At 74.7% G+C, this 13,738-nt stretch carries 9 protein-coding genes and 1 pseudogene; 7 read left to right on the top strand and 3 right to left on the bottom strand.

The window, feature by feature from the left end:
- Window positions 1–23 precede the first annotated feature (23 nt).
- From ACZ3IL_RS27850 to ACZ3IL_RS27835, 4 genes and pseudogenes are all read left to right on the top strand, one after another.
- Window positions 24–1,608 (top strand): annotated as a pseudogene (locus tag ACZ3IL_RS27850) (phytoene desaturase family protein).
- A 203-nt stretch (window positions 1,609–1,811) separates the two neighbouring features.
- A complete protein-coding gene (gene tdh / locus ACZ3IL_RS27845) occupies window positions 1,812–2,846 on the top strand; it encodes an L-threonine 3-dehydrogenase (RefSeq protein WP_467394701.1) in 1,035 nt (344 codons plus the stop codon).
- A gap of 3 nt (window positions 2,847–2,849) precedes the next feature.
- The gene (locus ACZ3IL_RS27840) at window positions 2,850–4,049 is read left to right on the top strand and encodes a glycine C-acetyltransferase (protein ID WP_467394699.1); all 1,200 of its coding nucleotides are present in this window, start codon (window positions 2,850–2,852) and stop codon (window positions 4,047–4,049) included.
- Window positions 4,050–4,107: 58 nt separating this feature from the next.
- Complete coding sequence (locus ACZ3IL_RS27835; protein ID WP_467394697.1) at window positions 4,108–5,010, top strand: LysR family transcriptional regulator; 903 nt, start codon at window positions 4,108–4,110, stop codon at window positions 5,008–5,010.
- A 172-nt stretch (window positions 5,011–5,182) separates the two neighbouring features.
- Here the strand turns inward: ACZ3IL_RS27835 and ACZ3IL_RS27830 are convergent, their stop codons facing one another.
- Entirely contained in the window at window positions 5,183–7,009 is a 1,827-nt protein-coding gene (locus ACZ3IL_RS27830; RefSeq protein WP_467394695.1) for a serine hydrolase domain-containing protein, read from the bottom strand.
- Window positions 7,010–7,111: 102 nt separating this feature from the next.
- On the opposite strand from ACZ3IL_RS27830, the gene ACZ3IL_RS27825 reads away from it, so the two are divergent.
- A complete protein-coding gene (locus ACZ3IL_RS27825) occupies window positions 7,112–8,206 on the top strand; it encodes a calcium:cation antiporter (RefSeq protein ID WP_467394693.1) in 1,095 nt (364 codons plus the stop codon).
- Window positions 8,207–8,289: 83 nt separating this feature from the next.
- On the opposite strand, the gene ACZ3IL_RS27820 is transcribed toward ACZ3IL_RS27825, so the two are convergent.
- Entirely contained in the window at window positions 8,290–10,710 is a 2,421-nt protein-coding gene (locus tag ACZ3IL_RS27820) for a penicillin acylase family protein (RefSeq protein ID WP_467394691.1), read from the bottom strand.
- Between the two features lie 144 nt (window positions 10,711–10,854).
- Here ACZ3IL_RS27820 and ACZ3IL_RS27815 point away from each other — a divergent pair, with 144 nt between their 5' ends.
- Together ACZ3IL_RS27815 and ACZ3IL_RS27810 are read left to right on the top strand one after the other, a co-directional pair.
- The gene (locus ACZ3IL_RS27815; RefSeq protein WP_467394689.1) at window positions 10,855–12,372 is read left to right on the top strand and encodes a fatty acyl-CoA synthetase; all 1,518 of its coding nucleotides are present in this window, start codon (window positions 10,855–10,857) and stop codon (window positions 12,370–12,372) included.
- 123 nt (window positions 12,373–12,495) lie between these two features.
- On the top strand, window positions 12,496–13,020 hold the full coding sequence (locus tag ACZ3IL_RS27810; protein WP_467394687.1) for a nucleoside deaminase: 525 nt from the start codon (window positions 12,496–12,498) through the stop codon (window positions 13,018–13,020).
- Window positions 13,021–13,227: 207 nt separating this feature from the next.
- On the opposite strand, the gene ACZ3IL_RS27805 is transcribed toward ACZ3IL_RS27810, so the two are convergent.
- Complete coding sequence (locus tag ACZ3IL_RS27805) at window positions 13,228–13,683, bottom strand: MarR family winged helix-turn-helix transcriptional regulator (RefSeq protein WP_467394685.1); 456 nt, start codon at window positions 13,681–13,683, stop codon at window positions 13,228–13,230.
- Window positions 13,684–13,738 lie beyond the last annotated feature (55 nt).

The raw sequence follows: 13,738 nt of genomic DNA, 5'->3' as shown, positions 1-13,738 counted from the left end.
CCCCTCGCGTGTGAGCATGGGCCATGGCCCTCCCCGCCCCGCCCGCCGGAGCCCCGGCGCCGTCCCGCCCGTACGACGTCGTGATCGTCGGCGGCGGGCACAACGGACTCGTCGCCGCCGCCTACCTGGCCCGTGCCGGGCGCACCGTCCTCGTCCTGGAGCGGCTCGGCTCCACGGGCGGGGCGGCCGTCTCCACCCGCCCGTTCGCCGGGGTGGACGCGCGCCTCTCCCGGTACGCGTACCTCGTCTCGCTCCTCCCGGAGAAGATCGTCCGGGACCTGGGGCTGAGGTTCGGGGTACGGAAGCGGCCGGTGTCCTCGTACACCCCGAAGGGCGACGGCGGACTCCTCGTCGGCGGCGGCCCCGGGCGCACCCGCGCCTCCTTCGCCGCGCTGACCGGCTCCGACCGCGAGTACGAGGCCTGGCGCGCGTTCCACGCCCGCACCGGCCGGGCCGCCCGCCGGATCTTCCCCACCCTCACCGAACCGCTTCCGACCCGTGCGGAGCTGCGCGCCCGCGTCGACGACGCCGACACCTGGCGGACGCTCTTCGAGGAGCCCCTCGGCATCACCCTCGAACGGACCTTCGCCGACGACCTGGTCCGGGGCGTCGTCCTCACCGACGCCCTCATCGGCACCTTCGCCGACGCCCACGACCCGGCCCTCCTCCAGAACCGCTGCTTCCTCTACCACGTCATCGGCGGCGGCACCGGCGACTGGGACGTGCCCGTGGGCGGCATGGGCGCCCTCACCGACGCCCTCGCGGACGCGGCCCGCGCCGCCGGGGCCCACCTCCGCACCGGCCACGAGGTCACCCGGATCGAGACCGACGGCCGCCGCGCCGCGATCACGTACCGCACCGCCGGCGGCGAGGGGACCGCCGAGGCGGACCACGTCCTCGTCAACGCCTCCCCGCACGCGCTCGCCACCCTGCTCGGCGACCCGCCCCCGCCCGCCCCGGAGGGCGCCCAGTTCAAGGTCAACATGCTGCTCACCAGGCTGCCGAGGCTCCGGGACCGCTCCGTCGACCCCCGCGAGGCCTTCGCCGGCACCTTCCACGTCGCGGAGGGGTACGGGCAGCTGGCGGCCGCCCACGCCGAGGCCTCCGCCGGACGCCTGCCCACCGTCCCGCCCTCCGAGCTCTACTGCCACTCCCTCACCGACCCGACGGTCCTGGGCCCCGGTACCCGCCGCCCGGGGGTACCAGACCCTCACCCTCTTCGGACTGCACACCCCCGCCCGGCTGTTCGCCGCCGACAACGACGGCACCCGCGCCGAACTCCTCGCCGCCACCCTCGCCCGGCTCGACGACCACCTGGACGAACCGATCGCGGACTGCCTCGCCCACGACGCCGACGGCCGGCCCTGCGTCGAGGCGAAGACCCCGCTCGACCTCGAATGCGACCTGCGGCTGCCCGGCGGCCACATCTTCCACGGCGACCTCTCCTTCCCGTACGCGGAGGGGTCCCCCCACGGGGAGGAGGGCGGCCGCTGGGGCGTCGGGACCCGTCACGCCAACCTGTTCCTCTGCGGGGCGGGCGCGGTCCGGGGCGGGGGAGTGAGCGGGGTCCCCGGCCACAACGCGGCGATGGCCGTCCTGGGACGGTGACGCCCCGCCGGGGTGAGCGCGCCGTCCGCGTGTTGACGCCGGACCGTCCCCGCCCGGGGTGTGAAGCTGATCTGCGAGCGCGCTTAAGAAATCCTCGATGGACCGGGAGCCGCGCGTACGGAAGATTCTCTTCCAGGGATCTTGGGCGCACAGCCCTGCCCCCACCCCCGCATCACAGGACACGCACGTCGGGAGCCGTTGCATTGAAGGCGCTGGTCAAGCTGAAGGCGGAGCCGGGACTCTGGCTCACGGACGTGCCCGAGCCGGAGGCCGGCCCCGGAGACGTCCTCATCAAGGTCAGCCGGACCGGGATCTGCGGCACCGACCTGCACATCCGTTCCTGGGACGGCTGGGCGCAGAAGACGATCGGGACGCCGCTGACGATCGGCCACGAGTTCGCCGGTGAGGTCGTCCAGGTCGGCCGCGACGTCGCCGACGTCGCCGTCGGCGACCTGGTCAGCGGCGAGGGCCACCTCGTCTGCGGCAAGTGCCGCAACTGCCTGGCGGGCCGCCGCCACCTCTGCCGCGCCACCGTCGGCCTCGGCGTGGGCCGGGACGGCGCCTTCGCGGAGTACGTCGTGCTGCCCGCCTCCAACGTGTGGGTCCACCGCGTCCCCGTCGACCTCGACGTCGCCGCGATCTTCGACCCCTTCGGCAACGCCGTGCACACCGCGCTCTCCTTCCCGCTCGTCGGAGAGGACGTCCTGGTCACCGGAGCGGGCCCGATCGGCATCATGGCCGCCGCCGTCGCCAAGCACGCCGGCGCCCGCAACGTCATGATCACCGACGTCAGCGAGGAACGCCTCGAACTGGCCCGCAAGACGGGCGTCACCCTCGCCCTGAACGTGGCCGGGAGCACCATCGCGGACGGCCAGCGCGCCCTCGGGCTCAAGGAGGGCTTCGACGTCGGCCTGGAGATGTCCGGCAACCCGCACGCGATGCGCGACATGGTCGCCAACATGACCCACGGCGGGAAGATCGCCATGCTGGGCCTGCCCAGCGAGGACTTCGCCGTCGACTGGGCGAAGATCGTCACCTCCATGATCACGGTCAAGGGCATCTACGGCCGCGAGATGTTCGAGACCTGGTACGCGATGTCGGTGCTCCTGGAGGGCGGTCTCGACCTCGCCCCCGTCATCACCGGGCGCTACGCGTACACCGACTTCGAGGCCGCCTTCGACGACGCGGCCTCCGGCAAGAGCGGCAAGATCATCCTCGACTGGACTGCGGGAGCCTGACCCATGTTCGATTCCGTTCGCGACGACGTCCGCGCCACCCTCGAAGAGATCCGGCAGGCCGGACTCCACAAGCCCGAGCGCGTCATCGGCACCCCCCAGTCGGCCACCGTCGAGGTGACCGCCGGCGGACGCCCCGGCGAGGTGCTCAACTTCTGCGCCAACAACTACCTGGGGCTCGCCGACCACCCCGAGGTGGTCGCCGCCGCCCACGAGGCGCTGGACCGCTGGGGCTACGGCATGGCGTCCGTGCGCTTCATCTGCGGAACCCAGGAGGTGCACAAGGAACTGGAGGCGCGCCTGTCCTCCTTCCTCGGCCAGGAGGACACGATCCTCTACTCCTCCTGCTTCGACGCCAACGGCGGCGTCTTCGAGACGATCCTCGGCCCCGAGGACGCCGTCATCTCCGACGCCCTCAACCACGCCTCGATCATCGACGGCATCCGCCTCTCCAAGGCCCGCCGCTTCCGCTACGCCAACCGCGACATGGCCGACCTGGAGCAGCGCCTCAAGGAGGCCGCCGAGGGCGGCGCCCGGCGCAAGCTGATCGTCACCGACGGCGTCTTCTCGATGGACGGCTACGTCGCCCCGCTCGACGAGATCTGCGACCTGGCCGAGCGTTACGACGCCATGGTCATGGTCGACGACTCGCACGCCGTCGGCTTCGTCGGCCCCGGCGGACGCGGCACCCCCGAGCTGCACGGCGTCATGGACCGCGTCGACATCATCACCGGCACCCTCGGTAAGGCCCTCGGCGGCGCCTCCGGCGGTTACGTCGCCGCCCGCGCCGAGATCGTCGCCCTGCTGCGCCAGCGTTCCCGCCCCTACCTCTTCTCCAACACCCTCGCCCCGGTCATCGCCGCCGCCTCCCTCAAGGTCCTCGACCTCCTGGAGTCCGCCGGCGACCTGCGGGACCGGCTCAACGCCAACACGGCGCTCTTCCGCTCCCGCATGACCGAGGAGGGCTTCGACGTCCTCCCCGGCGACCACGCCATCGCCCCCGTCATGATCGGGGACGCGGCCGAGGCCGGACGCATGGCCGAGCTGCTCCTGGAGCGCGGCGTGTACGTGATCGGCTTCTCGTACCCCGTCGTGCCGCAGGGGAAGGCCCGCATCCGCGTGCAGCTCTCCGCCGCCCACTCCACGGAGGACGTGAACCGGGCCGTGGACGCGTTCGTCGCGGCCCGCGCCGCCCTGGCCGGCTGACACCGGACCGGCGGCGGGACCGGCGCCCGCCGCCCCCGCCGCCTGGGACACTGGGGGCATGATCGAAGCGCGGCGGTTGCACATCCTCCGTGCGGTGGCCGACCACCGCACGGTCACGGCGGCGGCCGCCGCGCTCTACCTCACCCCCTCCGCCGTCTCGCAGCAGCTCGCCGCCCTGGAGCAGGAGACCGGGCACCGTCTGGTGGAGCGCGGCGCCCGGGGCGCGCGCCTCACCCCGGCCGGCGAGATCCTGCTCGTCCACGCCAACGCCGTCCTGGCCCAGCTGGAGCGCGCCGAGGCCGAACTCGCCGCCTACGGCTCCGGCGACGCCGGTACGGTCACGGTCGCCGCCTTCGCCACCGGCATCGGTCTCGTGGTGGCCCCCGCCCTCACCGCGCTCGCCCGCACCGCCCCCGGCATCCGGGTCCGCGTGCGGGACGCCGAGGGCGACGAGAGCCTGCTCATGGTCCTGGACCGTCAGGTGGACGTGGCCGTCGCCGTCGAGTACCGGGGCGCCCCGGCCGAGGACGACGACCGGCTCACCCGCGTCCCGCTCTACGCAGAGCCCTTCGACGCGGTCCTGCCGTCCGGCCACCCCCTGGCGGCCGGCGGGCGGGTCGCGCTCGCCGCCCTCGCCAAGGACGACTGGATCGGGCAGTCCACCGGCAACCCCTGCCACGACGTCACCGTTCTGGCCTGCGAGTACGCCGGCTTCGCCCCCCGCTTCGCGCACGTCTCCGACGACTTCCGCGCCGTCGTCGCCCTCGCCTCCGCCGCCGCGGGGGTCGCCCTCGTCCCGCGTTCGGCGCTGCGCGGGACGGACCTCACGGGCGTCGAGATCCGGCCCGTGGACGGAGCCGCCCCCACCCGCCGGGTCTTCGCCGCCGTGCGGCGCGGGGCCGAGGAACACCCCCTGATCAGCCCCCTCCTGACGGAGCTCCGCACGGCGGCCGACGGCTGAGGGGGCCCGCCCGATCCGCCCGGCCCGGTCCACCGGACCCGGCCCGCCCGGTCCGGTCCACCCGGCCCGGTCCACCGGGCCCGGCCCGCCCGGTCCGGTCCACCCGGCCTGACCCGTCCGGTCCGGTCCACCCCATCCGGCGCACCCGTCCCGGTCCGCCCGGCCCGCCCCCTCAGTCCCCGGACGCGGTCCACCCCACCGCCTCGACGCGCGAGCCGTCCGCCGGCCGGGCCCCGTCGAAGAGCGGGCGGCCGGCGGCGTCGAGGACCCGCATTCCGTCCACGTACACCCCGCGTCCGACGTACCGCGCGTCCGTCGTGTACCGCCACCGCAGCCGGACCGGGACGGCGTCCCGGTCCGCCGCCGGGACCCCGGCCGTCAGCCGGTGCCACACGCGCCCCGACCAGCCGCTCGCCGTCCCGTCCGGATGCGGCAGCGGCTCCCCTCCCGGACGCGCGGTGGTGAACGGCACCGGTTCCCAGGTGGCCCCGCCGTCCCGGGAGGCCTCCAGGCGGACGGCGTCCGCCTCCGGCCCGGTGTCCCACCACAGGGCGCACTCCAGACGCGCGGCACCGGGCACCGGGGGGAGGGCGAGGGTGCCGGAGGCGCCGCTCCCCATGCCGGAGAACCAGGCGGTGCGGCCCCGGACGGGACGTACGGGAACGGCCCTGGCCAGCCGGTTCGCGGCGGCGACGCGCGGCGCGGACCCGGAGCGCCAGGAACGCACCGGGTGCACGGAGTTGCCGAGGACGATCAGGAACGAGTCGGTCGTCGGGTCCAGGACGAGGCTCGTGCCGGTGAAACCGGTGTGCCCGGCCGTGCGGGGCGTGGCCATCGCGCCCATGTACCAGTGCTGGTGGAGTTCGAAGCCGAGGCCGTGGGCGTCGCCGGGGAAGGCGGTGTTGAAGTCGGTGAACATCAACTCCACGGACGCGGGGGAGAGGATGCGGGCCCGGCCGTACGCCCCGCCGTTGAGCAGGGTGCGGGCGAGGACCGCGAGGTCCCACGCGCGGGAGAAGACCCCGGCGTGTCCGGCGACCCCGCCGAACGCGTGGGCGTTCTCGTCGTGGACCTCGCCCCACACCATGCCCCGGTCCAGCCCGGACCAGGGCGGCCGGGCGTCCTCGGTGGCGGCGATGTCCGGCCGCCAGGAGGGCGGGGGGTTGAAACGGGTGCGGCGCATCCCGAGCGGAGCGGTGATCCCGTCGTGGAGCAGGGCGCCCAGGCCGCGACCGGTGATCTCCTCCAGGACCAGCTGGAGCGAGATCAGGTTGAGATCGGAGTAGAGGTACGCGGTCCCCGGCGGGTTCACGGGCCTCTCCGCCCAGAGCAGCCGCAGCCTCCCCTCCCGCGTCGGCTCCCGGTACAGCGGCATCCAGGACCGGAACCCGGAGGTGTGGGTGAGGAGCTGGCGCACCGTCACGTCCCGCTTCCCGCCCCCGCCGAACTCCGGCAGGTACGCCGTGACCCTCGCCTCCAGGTCCAGCGTCCCGCGCTCGATCTGCTGCACCGCCAGGATCGACGTGAACAGCTTGGACACCGAGGCCAGGTCGAAGACGGTGTCCTCGGTCATCGGCCGCCGCAGCTCCGGCGGCAGCTCGACGCCGGTGTCGGTCTTCTCGTCGTACGCCGCGTACCGCACGGCCGAGCCGATCGCCCGGTGCAGGGCCACGGTCCCGCCGCGCCCGGCGAGCAGGACGGCCCCGGCGTACCAGGGGTGCGCGGGGGAGGGCGCGAGGAAGGACTCGGCCTCCGCGACCAGCCGGTCCAGATGCGGCGCGAGCAGCCCGGCCCGCTCGGCCGAACCCCGCCTCAGCGTGGTCCGCCGCGTCCCGGCCCCGCCCTCCTCCGCGGAGCCGGCCCCGCTTCCCGCCCGCCTTCCGGAGGCGGCCGCCGCTCCCGGCACCGAACCGACCATCACCGCTCCTCCGAGGACCAGGAGCCCGCCGCCGAACGCGCGCCGGGTCGGGAGACCGTTCCCCACCGTGTCCTCCCTCATGTCCGTCCACTCCCCTCGAACACCGATTTATGTACCATCGAACGCGAAGATCCCTTTGCAACGAATCGGGCGGAAGCCCCCTTTGCGGCAGGATGCTGATACGTGAGTTCGAGTACGGCGGCGACGGCACGTCAATGGACCACCTGGGGGCCGGTGGTGGCCGCCCTTGTGCTGGTCGCGGCCTGGGGCCGCGAACTCCCGGGCCCCGTCGTGGGACTCGTCGCGCTCTGCCTCGTCACCGCCGTCCTCGCGGCGGTCCACCACGCCGAGGTGATCGCCCACCGGGTCGGGGAACCCTTCGGTTCGCTCGTCCTCGCCGTGGCCGTCACCGTCATCGAGGTCGGCCTCATCGTCACCCTGATGGCGGACGGGGCGAAGGCGTCGACCTACGCCCGCGACACCGTCTTCGCCGCCGTCATGATCACCTGCAACGGCATCGTGGGGCTCTCCCTCCTCGTCGGCGCCCTCCGCAACCGCGTGGCGGTCTTCAACGCCGAGGGCTCCGGCGGCGCGCTCGCCACCGTCTGCACCCTCGCCACCATGACGCTGGTCCTCCCCACCTTCACCACGAGCCACGCCGGACCCGAGTTCTCCGGCGCCCAGCTCGCCTTCGCCGCCGTCGCCTCCCTCCTCCTCTACGGGGTCTTCGTCGGCGTCCAGACGGTCCGGCACCGCGACTACTTCCTCCCCGTGCCCCGCCCCGGCCACGAGTCGGAGGACGAGCACGCCGTCCCGCCGGGCAACCGCGAGACCTGGACCAGCCTCGGCCTGCTCCTCGTCGCCCTCTTCGCCGTCGTCGGCAACGCCAAGACGATCTCTCCCACCATCGAGAACGGCGTCGAGTCGGCCGGTCTGCCCAAGGCGGTCGTCGGCGTCGCCATCGCCCTGATGGTCCTGCTCCCCGAGACCCTGGCAGCGGTCCGCGCGGCCCGCCGGGACAGGATGCAGACCAGCCTCAACCTCGCCTACGGCTCCGCGATCGCCAGCATCGGCCTGACGATCCCGTCGATCGCGCTCGCCTCGGTCTGGCTGTCCGGACCCCTGGTGCTCGGCCTGGGCCCCCTCCACCTGGTCCTCCTCGTCCTCACCGGTGTGGTGAGCGCCCTGACCGTGGTGCCCGGACGGGCCACCCTCCTCCAGGGCGGCGTCCACCTCGCGATCTTCGCCGCCTTCGTGTTCATGTCGTTCAGCCCCTGAGCAGCCTCCGTCCCCGAGGAGCCTCCGTCCCCGAGGAGCGTCCGGCCCCCGAGGGCCGTCCGGGCCCCGGGGGCCGTCGCGGCTCAGCCCCTGACGACCACGACCCGCAGAGCCGGCGAGCGCAGGATGTCCTTCTCGCAGAACCGGGAGGTCACCCAGCGCTCGCCGGCGTACAGCCGCGTCTGGTCCCCGGAGTGCGGCGACGCGGGGTTCGACGACTGGGAGTACGACAGCAGCGTGTGGGCCACCGGGCAGCGGCTCCCGTCCCAGCCCACCGCCTGCACGTGACTGGTCCCGTGCACGACCTCGGTGTAGCCGCCGCCCGCCGCGTTCCACACGGGCTCGATCTTGTTCCAGACGCCCAGCGACTCGGTCCCGCCGCTCACCGGTATCCGCTGCCCGTTCCGCGTCACGGACTGGTGGGCCCCGAGCGGCGCGTCCAGCGGAATCCCGGCCGTCCGCAGCTCCGCCACCGCGTCCGCGAGCGCCTTCGCGAAGCCCGGCGCGGCGGTGTTCACGGCGCGCGGGGTACGGACCGGGTCGGCCGCCGAGAACGGCACCAGCCACTGCTGCGCCGCCGGCACCGCCGCGAGGAACTTCCGCCAGAACCGGTCGAAGAGCAGCGCGCCCCGGCTGTCCGTGTCCATCGTCCGGTCCCAGGCCGCGAGCACCCGGCACGCCCCGGGATCGCCCGGCAGCGCCGCCGGGCACGCCCGCGCCACGTCGGCCGCCGCCAGGTGGCCGGCCGGGACCCGGTTGGCGAACTGCTGCCGCCGGAGGTCGGCCACCGTGAGCCGCCCCCGGTCCGCCATCGCCGCCACGTCCTCGATCGCGCCCCGGGTGCGCAGCGTGCGCTGTGTCGCCACCGTCCCGAAGATCCGCTCGTAACCGGTCAGCGGCCGGTCGGCGTTGGTCAGCCAGGCGCTGTCGTTGGAGTTCTCCGCGTACGGCGCGTCCCGGAGCACCGGCAGCCGCGACGGACCGAAGACGCCGGGCTGCACCGCGTCCGGGTCGGAGCCGGGCGCGCAGTCCGACCGGGACCCGTCCAGGACCGCGACGCCCGAGGCCGGGTAGGTGGCCCGGCCGAGCGGGGTGGAGCAGCGCCGCGCCAGTTCGTCGGTGATCCGGGGGAGCACCTGGGCCTGGCCGAAGAAGGAGTGCCCCTGCGCGTCCGCCGCGATCGTGTTCACCCAGGGCAGCCCCTGGGTGCGCCTCAGGGCGTCGGCGACGTCCCGCGTGGAGCGCGCCTTCCCGAGGCCCAGCGCGGTGTCGGTGCCGCGCAGGTTGGCCGCGTTGGGGTCGTTGAGCGCGTACGCCGAGGCCGTGGTCCAGGGGAGCGGGAGCTGCGCGCCGAGACCGGCGACGACGGGACCGTACCGGGTCCACCACTGGGTGCGGGTGACGGGCGCGCCGTCCTTGACCGCCACGGTCACCGGGCGCGGGACCATCCGCTCCGGCACGCCGTCCACCAGGTAGGACGTCGGATCGCCGGGTGCGAGCTCCAGCTGGTGCAGGTTGAACGGCACGCCGGTGGCGACGGTGTGGCTCCAGGCGACCCTGTCGTTGAAACCTATGTTGACGGCGGAGGTGCCGACGAGCGAGGCGCCCGAGACGTTCAGCTCGCCCGGGATGGTCTGCTGCGACTGCCAGAAGCGGCGGCCGCCCTGCCAGGGGTAGTGCGGGTTCCCCAGGAGCAGCCCGCGCCCGTTCGCCGTCACGGCCCCCGAGAAGGCCACCGCGTTGGAGCCCATGGTGGCGTTCCCCGCGTCGAGCAGTTCCCGGGCGGCCTCGGCGGCCCGGCCGGGATCGGGGACGCCGGGGGAGACGCGCGCGGGAGGGGGAGCGTCGCGGGAGACGCCGACGGGGGCGGCGGCGGGCGGCCGGGCGGCGGTGATGCCGTCGACGGCCCTCCCCTGGCCGCCGAGCACCGAGACGGCGAATCCGCGCCGGGCCACGTCGAGCGGGGTCACCGGACGCACCCAGCCGGCCCGCGCGCAGGCCGGGTCCGTGATCCGGTTCTCCCGCAGCCAGGCGTTGTAGCCGGCCGCCCAGCCGCGCATGAGTTCCCGGGCGTCGCGGCTCGGACCGGCCGGAGCGGGGGTCCGGAGCAGCCGCTCGACGGTCCCGGCGTCCTTCACCCCCCGGAAGTACAGGTCGCTGGAGAGGTTCGAGGTCGCGGAGGAGAGCGAACCGTCCGGGGCGGCGTCGGGGCCGAAGTGCCGCGCACGCTCGCCGTTCACGGTCAGGAAGCCCTCCGCGAGCGTGCAGACCTGGTCGGCGGCCTGGGCCCAGCCCGTGCCGAAGCCGAGGTTCGCGTAGTCCTTCGCCACGATGTGCGGAATGCCGTACTCGGTGTACCGGACGACGGCCGAGAACCCCCGGCCGGACGGGTGGCGGTCCCCGTCCCCGGGGCCGGCGGCGGCGGTGCCGGGCAGCGAGGCGGTGACGACGGCCAGGGCCGCACCGGCGAGCGCCAGGCGTGTCGGGCGGGTACGGAGGTGCACGATGCCTCCCGGCGGACGGCGGAGCGCTGCGGACCGGACCATGCACGCAGCCGGCCACCCCCTTGTCAACACTCCGCGCACGATCACCCCCACCGCCCCGCGCGGTACTTGACCTCCCGTCCGGCGCGCGCCGAGGATCGCGCCATGAGCCGACTCCCCAGCCGCACCGTCGACGGCGTCCTGCGCGCGAGCGCCCGGCGCGTCCCCGACCGGACCGCCCTCCGGTACGCCGACCGGAGCTGGACCTACGCGGAGCTGGACGCGGCCGTCTCCACCGCCGCCGCCGTCCTGCGGAAGGGCCGCCACGGCACCGGGCTGCCGGAGCACGCCCGGGTCGCCGCGTACGGCCACAACTCGGACGCCTACCTCATCGCGTTCCTGGCGTGCGCCCGGGCGGGCCTGGTCCACGTGCCGGTCAACCACCACCTGACCGGCGAGGACCTGGCGTACGTCCTGGAGCAGTCGGGCAGCTCGCTCGTCCTCGCCGACCCCGCCCTCGCGGACCGCGTCCCGGACGGCTTCCCCGTCGAGCCGCTGCGGGACGCGCCCGGTTCCCTGCTCGACGCGCTCGCCGAACCGGAGCCGTACGACACCGGCCGCGACGCCCGCGACCTGGTCCAGCTGCTCTACACCTCGGGCACCACCGCCCTGCCCAAGGGCGCGATGATGACCCACCTCGCCCTGACCCACGCGTACGCGAGCGCCGTCGAGGCCCTCGACCTGCGCGAGGACGACCGGCCCGTCCACGCGCTGCCCCTCTACCACTCGGCGCAGACGCACGTCTTCCTGCTGCCCTACCTCGCCGTCGGCGCCGAGAACACCCTCGTGGACGGCCCCGACCCCGCCGTCCTGTTCGACCTGATCGAGGCGGGCCGCGCCGACAGCCTCTTCGCCCCGCCGACGGTCTGGATCGCTCTCGCCAACCACCCCGAGTTCGCCACCCGCGACCTCTCCGCGCTCCGCAAGGCCTACTACGGGGCCTCGATCATGCCCGTGCCCGTCCTGGAACGCCTGCGCGCCCGGCTGCCGGGGCTGCGGTTCTCCAACTGCTTCGGCCAGTCCGAGATCGGCCCGCTCGCCACCGTCCTCGGCCCCGACGAGCACGAGGGCCGGATGGACTCCTGCGGCCGCCCCGTCCGCCACGTCGAGGCGCGGGTCGTGGACGAGAACGGCGACGACGTCCCCGACGGCACCCCCGGCGAGATCGTCTACCGCTCGCCGCAGCTGTGCGAGGGCTACTGGAACAAGCCCGAGGAGACCCGGGCGGCCTTCAGGAACGGCTGGTTCCACTCGGGCGACCTCGCGGTCCGCGACGCCGAGGGCTACTACACGATCGTCGACCGGGTGAAGGACGTCATCAACTCCGGCGGCGTCCTGGTCGCCTCCCGCCAGGTCGAGGACGCCCTCTACACCCACCCCGGGGTCGCCGAGGCGGCCGTGGTCGGCCTTCCCGACGAGCGCTGGATCGAGGCGGTCACGGCCGTGGTCGTGCCGCGCGGCGAGGTGACCGAGGAGGAACTCCTCGCCCACGCGCGCGAGAAGCTCCCCGCCTTCAAGGTCCCCAAGCGCGTCCACTTCCTGCCCGGGCTCCCCCGCAACGCGAGCGGGAAGATCCTCAAGCGCGAACTGAGGGACCGCTTCGGGAAGCCCCCCGCGCGCTGACCCCGGACCCGGCCGGCGGCCGGGGGTTCGACGGGGCCCGGCCGGTTCGGCAGGATGGCACGGTGGATCACGGCGGTGCCCGGGACCACGGACGCGAAGCACCGGATGGCGAGGAGCAGGACCTTGACGACCGCAGGCCTGACCGACGGCGAACTGTCCCACCTGCGCAGGGCGGTGGAACTGGCCGCGGAAGCCCTCGGAGCCGGGGACGAACCCTTCGGGTCGGTCCTGGTCGACGCCGACGGACGCGTCCTGGCCGAGGACCGGAACCGCGTGCACAGCCTGGCCGACCCCACGCGCCACCCGGAGTTCGCGCTGGCGCGGTGGGCCGTCGCCAACGTGCCCGCGGAACGGCGGGCGGGCACCACGGTGTTCACCTCGGGGGAGCACTGCCCGATGTGCTCCGCCGCGCACGGGTGGGCCGGGCTCGGCCGCATCGTCTACGCGCACTCCGCCGCCCAGCTCGCCGCATGGCTCGCCGCGTGGGGAGTGCCGCCCTCCCCGGTCCGCCCGCTGGCGGTCGGCGACGTGCTGCCCGGCCTGCCGGTCCACGGCCCGGTCCCCGGCCCGGCGGACGAAGTGCGCGAACTGCACCGCCGTTTCCACCACCGCGCGGTTCCGGACGACGGCCGGCGGCACACTCCCTGACCCCGCCCGGCGGCCCCTCCCACGGGACCGCGGACGCGCCGGCCCGCCGCGCGCCCGGGTTCACGCCGTCCTGACCGGCCCCGACCCGTTCTGACCGGCCCGGTCCGTCCTGACCGGGTCCGCGCCGCCCTGCCCGGGCCCGGCCCCGGTCCGTCCTGCCCCGGTCCGGCCCGTCCGTTCGGGCCGGCCCCGCCCCGGTCCGGCCCGTCAGGCGGAGCGCATCCGTCCGGTGGATTCGAGCACCGAGGCCAGGAAGCGGCGCACGGTCTCCAGCTCCTCCGGTCCGAGTTCCTCCGCGGCCCTCACCACCTCGCCGATGGCCGGCCCGAAGAAGGCCTGCCCGAGCGCGGTGGCCTTCTCCTCCACCCGGAGGAGGACGCGTCGCCGGTCCGCCGTGTCCCGGTCGCGCCGGACGAGTCCGAGCCGTTCCAGCCGGTCCACCAGGGCGGTGGTCCCGGCGGAGTTCAGCCGCAGCCGCTCGCCCAGCCACCCGGGCGTGGCCCGGGTGCCGTCCCGCGCCGCGTCCAGCAGGTGGATCAGCGCCCGCACGTCGGTGGGGTGCAGCCCCTCGCGCGCGGCGAACTCGGCGCCCAGCAGGTCGAACTCCACGGTGACCGCGCGCAGCAGGCGCACCAGCCCCATCGCCGGATTTCCGTCGTCCATCCGCTCTCCTCGAAAACGCTTCACCCGCATATCATCTCGCTCAACGAGATTATCG

The sequence above is a fragment of the Streptomyces sp. NPDC014907 genome (assembly GCF_055562975.1).
This window is presented reverse-complemented; position numbering and strand designations above follow the sequence as displayed.